Raw genomic sequence first — 15,228 nt, 5'->3', positions numbered from 1 at the left:
CCTACTTCATGAAAAAACCAGTGATTCTCTTCGCAGTATTAGTCCTTTGCCGTTGTGCCGTTGCACAGGAAACTATCAAACAGATTCCGGTTGGCTTTGATGCCGTACAGGCAGCCATACCGCATGGGAAAATTGATTCTGTGATGTACCCCTCCAAAACGGTGGGTAACGACCGGCGGGTGTTGATTTATACACCGCCAGGATACTCAAAGAAGAAAAAGTATCCTGTTTTGTATCTACTGCATGGCATTGGCGGTGACGAAAAGGAGTGGTTGAATGGCGGAAGCCCGCAGGTGATTCTGGACAACCTCTACAAAGACAAGAAAGTGGAGCCTATGATTGTGGTGATGCCCAACGGCCGGGCCATGAAAGACGACCGTGCCGGTGGCAATGTGTTTGAACCGGCAAGGGTGGAGGCGTTTGCCACCTTCGAGAAAGACCTGCTCAACGACCTCATTCCGTTTGTGGAGAAAAATTATCCTGTGCTAACTGACCGGGAAAACAGGGCCATCGCCGGACTGTCGATGGGCGGAGGCCAGTCGCTGAACTTTGGACTAGGTAACCTTGATAAATTTGCCTGGGTGGGTGGATTTTCGTCGGCGCCAAACACCAAAGCGCCAGAAGTGCTGGTGCCTGATCCGGAGGCTGCGAAAGCCAAACTGAAGCTGCTTTGGATTTCCTGCGGCGACAAAGACGATCTTATTAGGTTCAGCGAAAGAACGCACGATTACCTGGTGCAGCATGATGTTCCGCACATCTACTATATCGAGCCAGGTGTTCATGATTTTAAGGTCTGGAAAAATGGCCTGTACCTGTTTTCTCAACTGATATTCAAGCCGGTGGATCTGTCCGCCTGGTAAATAATATATTTCATACCTACTAACTAACTACCCCATGATGCTTACCAAAAGTACAATACTGGCGAAAAAAGCCATTTCAGTTGTCTTCCTCTTCATTGCTGCATCAGCCATGGCGCAGGACGGCACCATCTACCCACTCGACGCTCCAGCCGAGCCGAAAGCTATCCTGCTCGGCACAGGAGGTGTTGACGATCAGCCAGCCAAGGAAACCTGGTTCCGCCAGTGGGGCGACCCTATGGCACGGAACATCTCCACAGCTACCCTCACACCTTTTCTGCCCGAACCGGGCAAAGCTAACGGTGCGGCTGTGATAGTGGCACCAGGTGGAGGCTTCAGGTGGCTATCTATGGGTAACGAAGGCTGGGAAGTGGCAGAGGCGCTGGCCAAGCAGGGAATTGCTGCTTTTGTGCTCAAGTACAGGCTTCATCCGACTCCAGAATCACTGGAAGACTTTACAGCCTGGATGAACCGCCCCCGCCCGGCCCCCGCTGCATCTTCCGACGCTTCAGGTGAAGCGGCGCCTGCCCGCCCACCACAGCAAGACCTTTCCAATCAGCTTGAGGATGCCGAAGCCGCCTATGCCATGATCGTGAAACGAGCCAGGGAATGGGGGTCGATACTAACAGGATAGGCATGATCGGCTTCTCGGCGGGTGCCGGCCTTACCATGCATTCCACGCTTAACTCCAAGACGATGAAACTGGCCTTCATCGGCCCGATCTACGGCGGTATGGGTTCCGTGGAGGTGCCGAAAAACGCTCCGCCGATGTTCAATGTGATCGCCACCGATGATTTTCTTTTCCGTGGTCAGTTTGGCGTGATTGACTCCTGGTACAAAGCGGGCATACCTGTGGAGTTTCACCTTTACCAGAACGGCGGCCATGGTTTCGGTCTTGGCAATCCCAACCGAACCAGTAACCGCTGGTTTGACGCCTTTATACACTGGCTTGATGTCAATAGTTTTCTTACGGCCAAAGCTGCGAAGTGACCAGTAAATTGGCGTAGGCTGGAAACTCCTCATATCCAGTCAGCCTGAGAACGGCTGCCTAAATTCTTCGTCCACCCTGTTCAGTATCGCTGATTCCCTCCCTGAGTTTAATTACCGTAAGTTCAGGAGTTTCAGGAAATTCTCTTCTAATCAACCGATGCGGTTGTTCGGGCGAAGTTTTAGAAACGGGTTGTGATGCACTCATGATTCCCTGACTATTATAGACTGGAACGTCACGGAATATGTGCAGCCCTGTAATTCATTTACTGCACCATAGGTGTATTGAACCTCCGTGTTTATATTTCGACATTGAGTTTTAAGTGACCGCCAAGCCCGTCTCTTATTATTCGCATAAGAGTTGAAAGCCGGATATCACTGGCGTTGTTCTCAATTCTTGAAATATACGTTTTAGTTGTTCCGCACTTCTGAGCCAGTTGTTCCTGGGTCATCCCCTGATTCTTACGAAGTTCCTGAAGCATAATTCCTAAGCGAAAAGCCTCAAAACCCTCTTCGAAAGCTTCCCTTGTTTTCGCACCTCGTTTGCCATACTCCGAGTCAAGGTGATCATCAAAGTCTACAATTTTAGTTCTGCTCATCGTAATATTGTTTTTGTAGCTTTTTAGCTAGCATAATTTCATTCTTTGGAGTTTTCTGAGTCTTCTTCTGAAACCCGTTTAAGACTACCACTAATTTACCTTTGTCGAAAAAGCAAAATATTCGGTAGATGTTCGTTCCCGAGATCATTCGCATCTCATATAACGTAGTTCCAGTAATGTTCTTTAGATATTTCGTTGGGACACGTTCAACGCTTTTTATCAGCTTGATTGTCCAGTTAATCCTTTCTTTGATCTTAGGGGTTTGTCCGTTGTAGAACTCCCAAAAATGTTCGCCAAAGATTATAACCTTTCTAACGTCATCCATTCAGTAAAGTTAGCTAATCAGGTAACTTATTCCAAGTCAGGTAAGTTTGGGGTGGGTAGGTTTTCTATGCTGTCATACATGAAGCATAACGCCGCAGTAAAATGAGTGTGGCAGTTTTATGCAGTTTCGCTTCTACTAACAATTAGCCCGCCGATGAGAGAGCTTAACCGCTCATCGGCAGTCTACTCGATTGGCGATTTGCTGTATTTAGAATTTCTCATCAGGCAAAGAGATATTTTTGATGGAAAGAATTTGCTTAAAAGCTTTTATAATTCTTGATCCTATGTCTTGATCTCTAGAACTACTCCTTAATGATATTTGAAGCTTTGTGAGTTTTCCAGATGCTTGGTTGGTAAATAAGGATTCTGCCAAATTATTTCTGATTTCTGCAATTGGAAGATTGTTTTGTTCTGTAATAAAATCACGGATTTCTACACTTTGTCCCACTTTGGGTATTAGATCAATTGCCACATAATCTGATTCATTCCGAAGGTTTATGCTGTAAATTTCTGACAGCTTAATCTTTTGCAAGGTGTAGTACAAATTGGAAGTAGAATTTCCCCGCACATCAATGACCAATAACTCATCATTATCAGTTATATCCACTGTTCCTGTTATTACTGCATCAATAGAGTAGTTAGAAATCTTTGAATTTATCCATTCCAATGATTCCGAAGTAGAAACATCGTTTTGTGCCTTTAGAGTTAGAGCTGAAACGAGTAGGGTCAATGACAGAGAAGATCCGAATTTGCAAATCATAGATTTCTATTTTCGCTATTAGTTAATCATCTTTATTTATTCAAACTTGTTGAAGTATTCTTGGGCCAGTTCCAAGTAATAATCAGATTTGGCTTTCTCCAACCCGACGGCGTTTGAGTATTTTTTTGTCCATTGGAAATAATTCTCAATCTCTTTTAGAAAGGCGGATCTATTGAAGGTGGTATTGCTCCACTGATAAAATTTTCCTGAAAATCTTGCTTTTCCTTTTTCCGCAAATGTTCGAGCCGATTCATGAATGTAAACTCCAAATGGTGGCGCTAGTTTCTCAATTGAATAAGCTTGAATCATCGGAGTTCCCATAAGAATAGCTTTCTTATAGTTTAGGTCTTTCTCTAAGTCGGAACAGGCATCTGCTGGTACATTTTCACCGTGAATGATCGGGCCAAACGAAATTGATCCTTTAATTAAGAAACGGTGTCTGTTGTTCTGTTCCGCACTAAAAAGTTCAGCCAATTTTGTGAAAGTTTCGGCTATTACTCTTTTTAGAACACTGAGTTTGTCAGTTGTTATGAAAACTCCGTCCATTAAGGGATAGTATTTGGCATCGGCATCCTTCGATGCCTGAATCGCTGAATGAAACTTGAAAATGAAGTTGGCAGAAATGTTCAGAGAATCAGACATTATGTTCTTCGTTCCCATAATATCAATCCAAGCTACATATTCATTTTTTGGTTCAGGAAGTTTGGAAGAGTTAAAGTACATAATCGTTTCATGGGATAATCGCTAATAATTCAGTCTAGTTACCAGCCATACTCCAATTATAACTATTTTTTAAATCATTTATCAAAATAGCTGAATAGCCTTCGTAAAGCTAAGTTATCCGTTTGTAAACGGATATTATACGTATAATATTCGAATAACCCCTTGCTTTGTTCGGTCTGGGGCACCGTATGAAACATTGTGGTGAAAAGGGCATCGCCTACCTCTTCACCCACCTCCCCACACCATTGTACTTCCCCTCTATCACCACTTTATAAAAGTCAGAAGGGTACTTCTTCAGGTCTATTTCAAAAGCTTCTTTACCTGCCTTCACTAACCCTATTTCGGTGTAAGTGTCCGTTCCGCCAGTTTCAAAGTTGTTGGTTGTGGCTAGCAATATTTTCACTTCCTCGGCTTTGTCGGCGGCTTTCCACGTGACTTTGATTTTGTTGTCTGCCAATATTGCACCCGGGTTGTAAACCGACACTGATCCTGAAAGTGGCACTCCGTCCAACTCATACATCCTTTCTTTTGTTGGCTCAATTCCCATAAAACGCAAAGCAGTCGGCAGTATGTCCACAATGGCGTTCTGCTCTTTGGTGAAATAGACATTGGGCTGTCCGCCACCCATTACGATCCACGTAGTGCGCTCCCTGTCCGATTGCCCGCCATGGTCCTTCCCACCTGATTCTGCACTGCGTCCATGATCAGTCGTGATGAAGATCATCCATTCCTCGCCTTTTTCCTTTTGCCGATACTGAATGGCTTCCCAGATGCTACCCATCTGGTCATCAGCCATGCGAATGGCTTCGTCGGTTTTTGCACTGTTGCCGTGGGCATGGCCCATGTCGTCGGTATACTCCAGGTACACCCAGGAGAAATCAGGGCCGTTCTCTTTGATGTAGTGACTGGCTTCATTCACTACATGCTCGTCGATGTTGTGGATGAACAGCCTCTCATTGTCATGAGGAAAAGCCTTTTCATCTACCTCGAAGCCATCGAAATGGTAATCGATCATCACATTCCCGCAGCTTCCAGCCCTTCGCCCACCAGCTTGGTGCGGTTGTCGAGCCAGGTCGAAAAGATGGCCGTTTCCTTTTCTGGCGCCAGCGCTTCCAAGAACCTGAAAGCCGACCAGTAGTTGTAGTTGGGCGCTTTGATACTATTGCCCCACACGTTGTGCTTGTTGCCCCAGGTGCCGGTAATGAGGTTGTTGTAGCCCGGCGCTGAAATGGTCGGCGTCTCTGAATAGCCACCTCTTTCTCCGCCCACGTACGCACGGGTATAGCCGCCGGTTTTGGCGATGGCGTCCATGTTGGGAGTGGCAACCCTTTCGAAGACTTCCGCTTCCACGCCGTCGATAATGACGAACACCACTTTTTGAGAAAAAGCATCGGACGAAGCCATGATGAACACTAGAAAGACCAGCAAATTTTTCATATCAGCTCAGCGAATAGTGGAGTGACAAGGTAAGGAGAGTAACGGTGAATTGCCGCAATAATTGACCATCGGTTAACGGCCAAATGCCAATTTTTTAGTCGATGGTCGCCGGAGCCTCCCACTTTCCCCCACCACTTTCTTCTTCGTTTCTAGTGACCCAGCAGTAGGCACAAACCTGCGTTCGCTCTTCCGGCATTTCAATTATTCCAGCCTTATCTCGCTGGTTAATAGGCATTTGATTTTCTGTTTCTCGCCTTTTTTATCGCTTTGACACCCATTCATTACATGCGCATGGTGGTAAACTGTGTGGTCGATAGTGGGTAAAAGTGGGAATTTTTCTACTTTTTGGCAGAAAAGTGTAAGAAAGTGGGAGAGAGTGGTTGGAAGTGTCATAATTTTATTACATTTGTTGAAAGTGTTGCTGTAGTTTTTCCTGTAATCCATTATGTCATTCTTTACTAGCGAATTCGAATGTAAGATTGATGCCAAGGGCAGGCTGGTTCTTCCAGCCCGCATTAAGGTCAATCTTCCCGAAGCTCCCGGAGCGTCTGCTCCCGGTCAGCCGGCGAATGAGCTTGTGCTGAGGATGGGATTTGAGCCTAACCTGATCTTGTACCCAATGGGTGAATTCAAAAAGATCCAGTCGAAGATTTCTTCGCTCAATGAATTCCTTCCTGAGAACAGGGCCTTGAAGCGGAATTTTTTCCGAAGCATCGCCCAGATAGAGATGGACAGTGCTGGCCGAATACTAATCCCTAAGACCTTTATGAAATTTGCTTCTCTTGAAAAGGAGGCGATGGTGGTAGGAGTGGGATCCAGCATTGAGATTTGGGATCCTGGGGTATATCAAAAGCATTTGATCAACAATCCCGAAGAGTACTCTCAATTGGCGCAAAAGCTGCTGGACGAATAATCCACATGCCTATGGCCCAGGAAAACTACCACATACCGGTGATGCTCAAAGAATGCCTGGAGGGGTTGGCTATTCAACCTGATGGTATTTATGTCGATGTGACTTTCGGCGGCGGCGGACATTCGAGAGCGATAGTGGAAAAGCTGACCACCGGACACTTATATGGATTTGATCAGGATGCTGATGCCAAAGTCAATGCCGAAGGGTTTGACAAACGTTCTTTCACATTTGTGCCGAGCAATTTTCGCAACCTGAAGAAGTACCTCAGGTTCTACGGCGTAACAGAGGTGGATGGTATTCTGGCCGATTTGGGTATTTCGTCGCACCAGATTGACGTGCCCGAAAGAGGCTTCAGTACCCGTTTTCAGGGCCCGCTCGACATGCGCATGAACGTGAACAGCGAGGTGTCGGCCAAAGAGGTGCTGAATGAATACGGAGAAAGGGATCTGGCGAAGATTTTCGGCATGTACGGAGAGCTGAACCAGCCCATGAAGATAGCAAGGGCCATTACGGCCTACAGGGTGAACAAGCCCCTGGAGACGATAGAGCAGTTGAAGGAGGCGGTCGCCAGGTTCGCACCCAGGGGCAAGGAAGCGAAGTTTTTCGCTCAGCTGTTTCAGGCCATCAGGCTGGAGGTGAACGAGGAGATGGAGGTGCTGGAGGAAATGCTGGGGCAGTGTTCTGAAGTGCTGAAGCCGGGTGGAAGGCTGGTGGTGATGTCGTACCACTCGCTGGAAGACAGACTGGCCAAGAACTTCATTAACAAGGGCAACTTTGAAGGGAAGGATGAGAAAGACTTTTATGGCAATGTGATCAGGCCGCTGGAGCCTGTGAACAGGAAGCCGATAGTAGCTGGTGACGATGAAATCGCCAGGAACAGCCGGGCACGAAGTGCCAAGCTGAGAATAGCAGAAAAGAAGTAGTAGGAAAATGGAAAATAGAGTAAGAAACAGTAAAAGTGAGCCCGGTGGCAAAGGACCCTTTGCGGTGCTTAGCCGCTGGCTCAAACTGGAAGGTGTGCTGGACGACACGCTTCCGGCACGTTTTACGCCTTATGCCCTTTTCATTACTGTCATGGGCATTATCTACATAGGTAACAGGCATTTTTCTGACCGGATGATCAGAAAGATTGACAACATGGAAGCCGAAGTAGAAGACCTGAGAGCAGACTTCACCACGCTGAAATCTGAATACATGTTTGCAAGCAAGCAGTCGGAAGTGGCCAGAAAGGTGAAGAAAGTAGGATTACAGGAGACAAGAATACCTCCTTATAAGATAGTAGTAAAAGAAGATGAGTATAAACGCCGAATAGATTGAATATAAAGAGCTCCATATTGCTGAGAGTCCGGGTGGCCTTTTTATTGGTCGTTCTTTTTGCAGGAGCGGTGGTATACCGTATTTTCTATTTACAGCGCATTCAGGGCGACAAGTGGAATAAGATGGCAGAGCAAATCAGCCTTCGCTATTTGCCGGTGAAAGCCACCAGAGGCAATATCTATTCCGACAACGGCAGCCTGCTTGCCACCTCTTTGCCTTTTTTCAAGGTGGCCTTTGATCCTTCGCAGCCAAGCGATGAATTGCTCAAGAAGAACCTTGACTCACTGGCCTATTTACTGTCAAAGACTTTCAAAGACAACTCTGCGAAGGAATACCGCCGCAGAATACTCGAAGCCAGAAAAGACAAGAGGCAATACCTCTTGCTGAGCAGGGCTGAAATCAACTACCAGCAAAAGAAGAAAATTCAGGAGTGGCCTATTTTCAGAGAAGGAAGAAACAAGGGCGGAATCATTTTTGAGAAAGTAGAAAAGAGATACCATCCATTTTCTACCCTGGGCTACAGAACCATCGGTAGCGTGGATGAAACTGAAAAAGGGACTGTTGGTTTGGAGTACAGCTTCAATAACCAGCTTGGTGGCGTCGATGGGAAAGCACTTTTCCAGAAGATGGCAGGCAGCTGGAGGCCCGTATTCGACGGCACTGAAGTAAAGGCCAAAGATGGGCTGGATATTGAAACGACCATAGATGTCAATTTGCAGGATGTTGCTGAGTCGGCACTTTTGGCCGCATTGACCGATCACAATGCCGACTATGGCAGTGTAGTGTTGATGGAAGTGAAAACAGGTGAGATCAAAGCCATGTCGAACCTCAGCAAGAACCCCGAAGGTAACTACTGGGAACGCTACAATTATGCTGTAGGTAGCCAGGGCGCCGTAGAACCAGGCTCTACTTTCAAGCTGGCCTCTATGATGGCGCTGCTGGAAGAAACCGACCTGAAACTGACCGATACAGTACAGACAGGAAACGGAGAGTATAAGTTCTACAATCAGGTAATGAAGGACCATAAGCCTGGCGGATACGGCACCATCACGGTGAAGCAGGTGTTCGAATCTTCTTCCAATATTGGTATTGCCAAGCTGGTCGTAGAGCACTTTGGAAAAAAGCCATCCGAGTTTATCGATTTCGTAAAGGAAATGGGCGTTGGCCAGCCACTAGGCTTCCAAATGGCCGGTGAAGGCAAGCCCTACATAAAATCACCTTCGGATTCTTCATGGAGTGGTATTTCACTGCCCTGGATTTCGCATGGCTATGAGCTCAAGCTTACGCCCCTGCAAACACTCACCATGTTCAATGCGGTAGCCAATGATGGAAAAATGATCACCCCTATTATAGTAAGGTCGGTGCGCAAGGCTGACAAGGTGGTGGAGGAATTTGAACCCAGAGTCATCAATAAAAGGATTTGCTCCAAAGAAACGCTGGCGAATTTGAGAGAGCTCCTTGAGGGGGTTGTGGAAAGAGGCACCGCTTCCAACATCAATGGAACACACTATAAAATCGCCGGCAAAACAGGCACTGCCAAGAAGTATGTCAACGGGAAATACGTCAACCAGTACTACGCATCGTTTGCTGGCTATTTTCCGGCCGATGCGCCTAAGTACAGCTGCATCGTAGTGATTGACAACCCGAAAAACTACCGGATTTATGGTAGTGATGTGGCGGCGCCCGTGTTCAAGGAAATTGCTGACAAAATCTACTCGCAGGATATTGATGTGCACAAAGAGTACCAGCCCGCTGTTGCCTATCAAACGGAAGTGTTTCCTGTGGTAAGGGCTGGGTTTCTGCCTGAACTGTCGATGATCTGCAATGAATTTGGCGTTTCGAACCATGAAATGGCCGACGACGAAGAATGGGTGAAAACGAGACTTGTGGGCAAGAGCATTGGCTGGACGGCCAACAAGGTGAAAGAAGGCCTGGTGCCTGATGTAGCCGGAATGACTTTGAGAGACGCCCTCTTTGTTTTGGAGAATGCGGGTCTCAAGGTGCGGATAGAAGGTGATGGTAGAGTAGAGAGCCAGTCGAGAATGGCCGGAACAAGGGTTTCGGAAGGAAGTGAAATTAAAATCAAGCTAGGCTAAATGGCCCTGTTAAAAGACATATTATACAAGACTAACCTAATCTCAGTTGCAGGTGATATGAATACTGACTTAGGCGGCATCTGCTTCGACTCAAGAGAGTCGAAGCAGGGCTGCTTATTTATTGCTGTTCGTGGAACCCAAACTGATGGTCATCAATATATAGATCAGGCAATAACCAAAGGAGCCAGCGTGGTGGTTTGTGAAGACTTGCCAGCAAAGCTGCTCGACACAGTTACTTATGTGAAGGTCGACAACTCGGCCAGGGCGCTGGGTTTTATCGCCTCCAATTTTTATGGCAACCCGTCTTCCAGGCTCAAGCTGGTGGCAGTAACCGGTACTAATGGAAAAACGACGACAGTCACCCTGCTTCACCAATTGTTTGGCAAGTTGGGCTACAAATCGGGGCTGTTGTCTACCGTAGAAAACAAGATCGGCGAAGAAGTGCTGCCGGCTACACATACAACGCCTGACGCCATTGCGCTGAACAGGCTGTTGAAAGAAATGGCCGACCAGGGCTGCACACACTGCTTCATGGAAGCCAGCTCTCATGCCATTGTGCAACACAGGGTCGCCGGTTTGCAGTTTGCCGGTGCGGTGTTTACCAATATCAGCCACGACCACCTCGACTACCACGGCACTTTTGATGAGTACATCAAAGCCAAGAAGATGCTGTTTGATGGGCTTCCGTCATCGGCATTTGCCCTGGTAAATGAAGACGATAAGCGGGGAGCTATCATGCTCCAAAACACAAAGGCCGTAAAAAAGAGCTACTCACTGAAGCACATGAGTGACTTCAGGGCAAAGATTTTGAGCAATTCCATTCAGGGCCTCGAGCTGCAGATCGACAATATAGACGTATGGTTCAAGCTGGTAGGCGACTTCAATGCCTACAACCTGCTGGCTGTTTACGGCACTGCCGTATTGCTCGATGAGCCTATGGAGGAAGTGCTCACACAACTCTCTGATGTGGATCCGGCGAGAGGGAGGTTCCAACTGGTGCCTTCCACCAGTGGGATTGTGGCGATTGTGGATTATGCCCATACACCCGATGCGCTGGAGAATGTGCTAAAGACAATCAAGAGCTTTCGCACGGGTAACGAAACCGTGGTAACGGTGGTAGGCTGCGGTGGCAACCGTGACAAGACCAAACGGCCGCTCATGGCTTCCATTTCCTGCCAGCTGAGCGACAAGGTGATCCTTACATCGGACAACCCGAGGTTTGAGGATCCCATGGAGATCATTAAAGACATGCAAACGGGTGTAGGCCCAAGCAACTACCGAAAAACGCTGGTCGTGCCGGACCGGAAAGAGGCTATCAAAACAGCGATTAGCATCTCAAGTCCGGGAGACATTGTGCTGGTGGCGGGCAAAGGGCACGAAACGTACCAGGAGATCCAGGGTGTGAAGCACCCTTTTGATGATAAAAAAGTAGTAACCGAGGTTTTAAAAGCTTTTAGTGAATAGCCAAGTATGCTGTATTACTTGTTTGATTATCTGGAGAGTGAGTTCAACCTGATGGGTGCAAGCGTTTTTCGCTTCATTTCCTTCAGGGCTGGCATGGCTGCGCTCATTTCTCTGCTAATCACGGTCACCTTTGGCAAGTACCTTATCGGCATGCTTCGCAAATACCAACTGGGCGAAGAAATCAGAGACCTGGGCCTGCAGGGGCAAATGGAGAAGAAAGGCACGCCAACCATGGGAGGCATCATCATCATCATGGCCATCGTTGTTCCCACATTGCTGTTCGCTCAACTGGAAAATATTTACATCATACTCATGCTGGTTACAGCCATCAGCATGGGATCAATTGGCTTTTTGGACGACTACCTTAAGCTCAAAAAGAAAAACAAAGACGGACTGGCAGGCAAATTCAAGATCATCGGCCAGGTAAGCGTAGGCCTGCTTGTAGGCCTGGTCTTGGTGTTTAACGACGACGTAACTGTCCGTGAGTTCACCTATAAGTCAGTGAATGGTCAAATTATTTCTTCGTTCAGCGATGTGAAGGCGTTGATAACGACCATTCCATTTATTAAAGACAATGAACTTGACTACCACTCACTATTTGGATTCCTCGGTCAGTTTGATTGGGTGCTTTATGTGCTGTTGGTCGTGTTTATCTTTACGTCCGTTTCCAACGGTGCCAACATCACCGATGGTGTCGACGGTCTCGCAGCTGGCACGTCTGCCATCATCGCCCTCACCCTTGCCATTTTCGCTTACGTTTCCGGCAACGTCACTTTTTCTCAGTACCTGAATGTGATGTTCATTCCCAACTCCGGCGAGCTGGTGATTTTCTGCACCGCCCTGGTAGGAGCCTGCATAGGCTTTTTGTGGTACAATGCCTATCCCGCACAGGTATTCATGGGCGACACGGGCAGCCTGAGCCTTGGCGGCATCATTGCTGTGTTGGCCATTATCGTGAGAAAAGAGCTGCTGATCCCTTTCATGTGCGGCATTTTTGTAGTGGAAAACCTATCGGTGGTTATTCAGGTAAGCTATTTCAAGTATACCAAAAAGAAATTCGGGGAAGGAAAGAGAGTTTTCCTAATGTCTCCTTTGCATCATCATTATCAGAAGAAGGGTATCCACGAAGCCAAGATAGTAGCTCGCTTCTGGACGATAGGCATTTTGTTGGCCATTTTCTCACTTGTAACCCTCAAACTACGCTAAGATGGAAGCAGTGAAAAATATCGTCATCTTAGGTGCTGGTGAGAGCGGAGTAGGGGCGGCCTTGCTGGCGCAACACAAAGGATTCAATGTGTTTGTGTCTGACGGCGGCGTGCTGAAAGAACGCTATCGCAAGGATCTCAATGCTGCCGGGATCCAGTTTGAGGAAGGGAAGCACACAGTCAAACAAATCCTGGAAGCTGACCTGATCATCAAGAGCCCAGGCATTGCCGACAAGGTAGATATTGTAAAAAAGGCCAGGGAAAAGGGTGTTGAAATCATTGACGAGATAGAATTCGCTTCGAGGTATACGAAGGCGAAGAAAATAGCCATTACAGGCACCAACGGAAAGACCACCACCACGCTGCTTACCTACCATTTGTTGAAGGAGGCAGGTTATAACGTGGGGCTGGCAGGCAATGTGGGCCACAGCTTTGCTCGTCAGGTAATCAAAGACAATTTTGACATCTACGTTTTGGAAGTGAGCAGCTTCCAGATCGACGGAATGAATACGTTCAAGCCGGACGTGGCCATTTTGCTCAATATCACGCCCGACCATCTCGACAGATACGACTACAGCTTCCAGAAATATGTCAACAGCAAATTCAGGATCATTGAGAAAATGACCCATGAAGAGTGCTTTATCTACTTTGCCGACAAGGGGCCTATTGAGGAAGAGCTCGCCCGAAGAAATGTGGAAGCCTCTATTTTCGCTATCTCTTTGGTTGAGAATGTGAAAAATGGAGCTTTCCTCGACGAAGACCATCTGGTATTCAATATCGAGTCGAAGAAAAAATCGCATAAAATTCCTGTTAACCAGGTGTCGCTTATCGGCAAGCATAACATGGTGAATTCCATGGCGGCGGTTTTGACAACGCTAACTATGGAAGCCCCCATGGAAAAGGTGGTGAAGGCACTCAAAACCTTCAAAAATGCGCCTCACCGCCTGGAAAAAGTAGCGACCATAGACGACGTGCTGTTCATCAACGACTCCAAAGCCACTAACGTAGACTCTGTGTACTATGCCCTGGAAGGCATCGAAGCGCCCATCGTGTGGATAGCCGGTGGCCTCGACAAAGGCAACGACTATGACCGCATAGAGTCGCTGGTAAAGGAAAAGGTGAAAGCCCTCATCTGTTTGGGAAAAGACAATACCAAACTGACGGACTACTTCACCGGCAAAGTGGCTTCTATCAGGCAGACACAATCGGTAAATGATGCTGCCCGCTGGGGTGCAGACTTGTCGGCCCCGGGCGATGTGGTGCTGTTGTCACCGGCTTGCGCCAGCTTCGACCTGTTCAGAAACTACGAAGACCGTGGTGAGCAGTTCAAAGATGCAGTTGTCCAATTAAAAAATCATGTAGGAAGGGGGCAAAGCGTATGATAAAGGAATGGATAGAGAATAATCTTAAAGGCGACCCCATCATTTGGGCCATCGTGCTTGCTTTATCGGTACTCAGCATCCTGGTAGTGTACAGCGCCACCGGCACGCTCGCCTATGCAAAAATGGGTGGAGATACTGAGTATTACCTGATGAAGCACTCTGTTTTGACCATACTCAGTCTTGTGGCCATTTGGGGTGCGCATAAGATTGACTACAGGTACTATTCGAAGCTTTCAAAGCTCGCTCTATGGGTGTCGGTGCCGTTGCTGATGATCACCTACCTGTTCGGAAACACGATGAACGAGGCTTCCCGGTGGTTAACCATTCCAGTTATCAACCAGGCTTTCCAGCCATCTGATTTGGCCAAGCTGGCTTTGTTTGTCACCATTGCCAGCATTCTGTCGAAGCGGCAGCAGAGTGAAGAAGAGCTTAAGGAATCGCTGATCCCCATCCTGCTGTGGTGTGGTGTCATTTGTGGTCTGATCGCCATGTCCAACTTCTCTACAGCGGTATTGATTTTCGCCACCTGCATGCTGCTGATGTTCATTGGCCGTGTGCCAGTGAAATACCTGGCCATGCTGGTTATGATTGGTGCGCTCTCCGGAGCCGTGGCGCTAACCCTGGGCCAAAGGGGCCAAACTGTAATCAGCCGGGTGCAGTCCTTCCTTTCTGATGATGAATCATCACTACCCTTCCAGGCACAGCAGTCTTACATCGCTGTGGCCAGTGGAGGCATTGTGGGCAAAGGACCAGGACAGAGTGACCAAAGAAATTTTCTACCTCACCCGTATTCTGACTTTATCTACGCCATTATCATCGAGGAGTATGGCATGATAGGGGGAGTGGCGGTAATCCTGCTTTATCTGGCGCTGCTCTACCGGGGCATGATCGTGTTTATGCAAAGTGAGCGGGCCTACGGTGGCTTGCTGAGTGCAGCCCTGAGCTTTGCGCTGGTCATGCAGGCCTTCATCAATATGGGCGTAGCCGTGGGGCTTGGGCCAATTACCGGTCTGCCGTTGCCGCTGGTGAGTATGGGTGGTACATCCCAACTGTTTATGGGGATTTCCATAGGCATCATATTGAGTGTGAGCAGGGGAGAATTGGATGAGTTCCCCAGCGATGTGAAAGGAAACGGAAAAAGAAAAGTAGCCGCAATGGCGTAAT

At 47.7% G+C, this 15,228-nt stretch carries 15 protein-coding genes and 2 pseudogenes; 10 read left to right on the top strand and 7 right to left on the bottom strand.

The features are described 5' to 3' along the window. Window positions 1-8: 8 nt before the first annotated feature. Window positions 9-854: pseudogene (locus tag AAC052_RS20085) on the top strand (alpha/beta hydrolase-fold protein); the annotation flags it as partial. 115 nt (window positions 855-969) lie between these two features. Further along, window positions 970-1,847, top strand: a pseudogene (locus AAC052_RS20080) (alpha/beta hydrolase fold domain-containing protein). Window positions 1,848-2,143: 296 nt separating this feature from the next. Here AAC052_RS20080 and AAC052_RS20075 read toward each other — a convergent pair. The 7 genes from AAC052_RS20075 to AAC052_RS20045 all read right to left on the bottom strand — a co-directional run bounded on the left by AAC052_RS20075 (window position 2,144) and on the right by AAC052_RS20045 (window position 5,922). Further along, a complete protein-coding gene (locus AAC052_RS20075) occupies window positions 2,144-2,443 on the bottom strand; it encodes a helix-turn-helix transcriptional regulator (protein ID WP_339815222.1) in 300 nt (99 codons plus the stop codon). After that, complete coding sequence (locus tag AAC052_RS20070; protein ID WP_339815221.1) at window positions 2,430-2,768, bottom strand: type II toxin-antitoxin system RelE/ParE family toxin; 339 nt, start codon at window positions 2,766-2,768, stop codon at window positions 2,430-2,432. Before AAC052_RS20070 ends, AAC052_RS20075 begins: the two co-directional genes overlap by 14 nt. Window positions 2,769-2,975: 207 nt before the next feature. Next, window positions 2,976-3,527, bottom strand: coding sequence for a hypothetical protein (locus tag AAC052_RS20065; RefSeq protein ID WP_339815220.1), 552 nt, complete (start codon window positions 3,525-3,527; stop codon window positions 2,976-2,978). Window positions 3,528-3,563: 36 nt separating this feature from the next. Next, window positions 3,564-4,250: a hypothetical protein gene (locus AAC052_RS20060; protein ID WP_339815219.1), complete on the bottom strand. Its 687-nt coding sequence runs from the start codon at window positions 4,248-4,250 to the stop codon at window positions 3,564-3,566. Between the two features lie 217 nt (window positions 4,251-4,467). Next, entirely contained in the window at window positions 4,468-5,265 is a 798-nt protein-coding gene (locus AAC052_RS20055) for an alkaline phosphatase family protein (protein ID WP_339815218.1), read from the bottom strand. Next, window positions 5,265-5,687 (bottom strand): alkaline phosphatase family protein, encoded by a 423-nt coding sequence (locus tag AAC052_RS20050; RefSeq protein ID WP_339815217.1) that lies wholly within the window; start codon window positions 5,685-5,687, stop codon window positions 5,265-5,267. The genes AAC052_RS20055 and AAC052_RS20050 overlap by 1 nt, the downstream gene beginning before the upstream one ends. A 94-nt stretch (window positions 5,688-5,781) precedes the next feature. After that, window positions 5,782-5,922: a hypothetical protein gene (locus AAC052_RS20045; RefSeq protein WP_339815215.1), complete on the bottom strand. Its 141-nt coding sequence runs from the start codon at window positions 5,920-5,922 to the stop codon at window positions 5,782-5,784. Window positions 5,923-6,132: 210 nt separating this feature from the next. Here AAC052_RS20045 and mraZ point away from each other — a divergent pair, with 210 nt between their 5' ends. Genes mraZ through AAC052_RS20005 form a run of 8 tightly spaced genes read left to right on the top strand, consistent with a single transcriptional unit; the run spans window position 6,133 to window position 15,227 of the window. Then, window positions 6,133-6,600 carry a division/cell wall cluster transcriptional repressor MraZ gene (mraZ, locus tag AAC052_RS20040; RefSeq protein ID WP_152000733.1) on the top strand — a complete coding sequence of 156 codons (468 nt, stop codon included), beginning with the start codon at window positions 6,133-6,135 and terminating at the stop codon, window positions 6,598-6,600. Between the two features lie 11 nt (window positions 6,601-6,611). Beyond that, entirely contained in the window at window positions 6,612-7,523 is a 912-nt protein-coding gene (rsmH, locus tag AAC052_RS20035) for a 16S rRNA (cytosine(1402)-N(4))-methyltransferase RsmH (protein WP_339815214.1), read from the top strand. 7 nt (window positions 7,524-7,530) lie between these two features. Beyond that, window positions 7,531-7,917 (top strand): FtsL-like putative cell division protein, encoded by a 387-nt coding sequence (locus tag AAC052_RS20030; RefSeq protein ID WP_317487714.1) that lies wholly within the window; start codon window positions 7,531-7,533, stop codon window positions 7,915-7,917. Continuing rightward, window positions 7,914-10,013: a penicillin-binding protein gene (locus tag AAC052_RS20025; RefSeq protein ID WP_317487713.1), complete on the top strand. Its 2,100-nt coding sequence runs from the start codon at window positions 7,914-7,916 to the stop codon at window positions 10,011-10,013. Before AAC052_RS20030 ends, AAC052_RS20025 begins: the two co-directional genes overlap by 4 nt. Beyond that, entirely contained in the window at window positions 10,014-11,477 is a 1,464-nt protein-coding gene (locus AAC052_RS20020) for a UDP-N-acetylmuramoyl-L-alanyl-D-glutamate--2,6-diaminopimelate ligase (protein ID WP_339815213.1), read from the top strand. It begins immediately after the preceding gene. Window positions 11,478-11,483: 6 nt separating this feature from the next. Next, on the top strand, window positions 11,484-12,683 hold the full coding sequence (gene mraY, locus AAC052_RS20015; protein ID WP_339815211.1) for a phospho-N-acetylmuramoyl-pentapeptide-transferase: 1,200 nt from the start codon (window positions 11,484-11,486) through the stop codon (window positions 12,681-12,683). 1 nt (window position 12,684) lies between these two features. Continuing rightward, entirely contained in the window at window positions 12,685-14,064 is a 1,380-nt protein-coding gene (gene murD / locus AAC052_RS20010; RefSeq protein WP_339815210.1) for a UDP-N-acetylmuramoyl-L-alanine--D-glutamate ligase, read from the top strand. After that, window positions 14,061-15,227, top strand: coding sequence for an FtsW/RodA/SpoVE family cell cycle protein (locus AAC052_RS20005; RefSeq protein WP_317487709.1), 1,167 nt, complete (start codon window positions 14,061-14,063; stop codon window positions 15,225-15,227). The genes murD and AAC052_RS20005 overlap by 4 nt, the downstream gene beginning before the upstream one ends. Window position 15,228: the final 1 nt, after the last annotated feature.

The organism is uncultured Imperialibacter sp., assembly GCF_963974565.1.
Taxonomy (GTDB): Bacteria; Bacteroidota; Bacteroidia; order Cytophagales; family Cyclobacteriaceae; genus Imperialibacter; species Imperialibacter roseus.
The sequence above is the reverse complement of the archived record's forward strand: the minus strand, read 5'-3'. Positions and strand labels throughout refer to the sequence as shown.

Bases quoted from the DNA above. Each gene is read 5' to 3' on its own strand.
- AAC052_RS20050 (WP_339815217.1), bottom strand. From the start codon at position 5,687: ATGAAAAATTTGCTGGTCTTTCTAGTGTTCATCATGGCTTCGTCCGAT.
- mraZ (WP_152000733.1), top strand. From the start codon at position 6,133: ATGTCATTCTTTACTAGCGAATTCGAATGTAAGATTGATGCCAAGGGC.
- AAC052_RS20070 (WP_339815221.1), bottom strand. From the start codon at position 2,768: ATGGATGACGTTAGAAAGGTTATAATCTTTGGCGAACATTTTTGGGAG.
- rsmH (WP_339815214.1), top strand. From the start codon at position 6,612: ATGGCCCAGGAAAACTACCACATACCGGTGATGCTCAAAGAATGCCTG.
- AAC052_RS20045 (WP_339815215.1), bottom strand. From the start codon at position 5,922: ATGCCTATTAACCAGCGAGATAAGGCTGGAATAATTGAAATGCCGGAA.
- mraY (WP_339815211.1), top strand. From the start codon at position 11,484: ATGCTGTATTACTTGTTTGATTATCTGGAGAGTGAGTTCAACCTGATG.
- AAC052_RS20075 (WP_339815222.1), bottom strand. From the start codon at position 2,443: ATGAGCAGAACTAAAATTGTAGACTTTGATGATCACCTTGACTCGGAG.
- AAC052_RS20005 (WP_317487709.1), top strand. From the start codon at position 14,061: ATGATAAAGGAATGGATAGAGAATAATCTTAAAGGCGACCCCATCATT.
- AAC052_RS20020 (WP_339815213.1), top strand. From the start codon at position 10,014: ATGGCCCTGTTAAAAGACATATTATACAAGACTAACCTAATCTCAGTT.
- murD (WP_339815210.1), top strand. From the start codon at position 12,685: ATGGAAGCAGTGAAAAATATCGTCATCTTAGGTGCTGGTGAGAGCGGA.
- AAC052_RS20065 (WP_339815220.1), bottom strand. From the start codon at position 3,527: ATGATTTGCAAATTCGGATCTTCTCTGTCATTGACCCTACTCGTTTCA.
- AAC052_RS20060 (WP_339815219.1), bottom strand. From the start codon at position 4,250: ATGTACTTTAACTCTTCCAAACTTCCTGAACCAAAAAATGAATATGTA.
- AAC052_RS20055 (WP_339815218.1), bottom strand. From the start codon at position 5,265: ATGATCGATTACCATTTCGATGGCTTCGAGGTAGATGAAAAGGCTTTT.
- AAC052_RS20030 (WP_317487714.1), top strand. From the start codon at position 7,531: ATGGAAAATAGAGTAAGAAACAGTAAAAGTGAGCCCGGTGGCAAAGGA.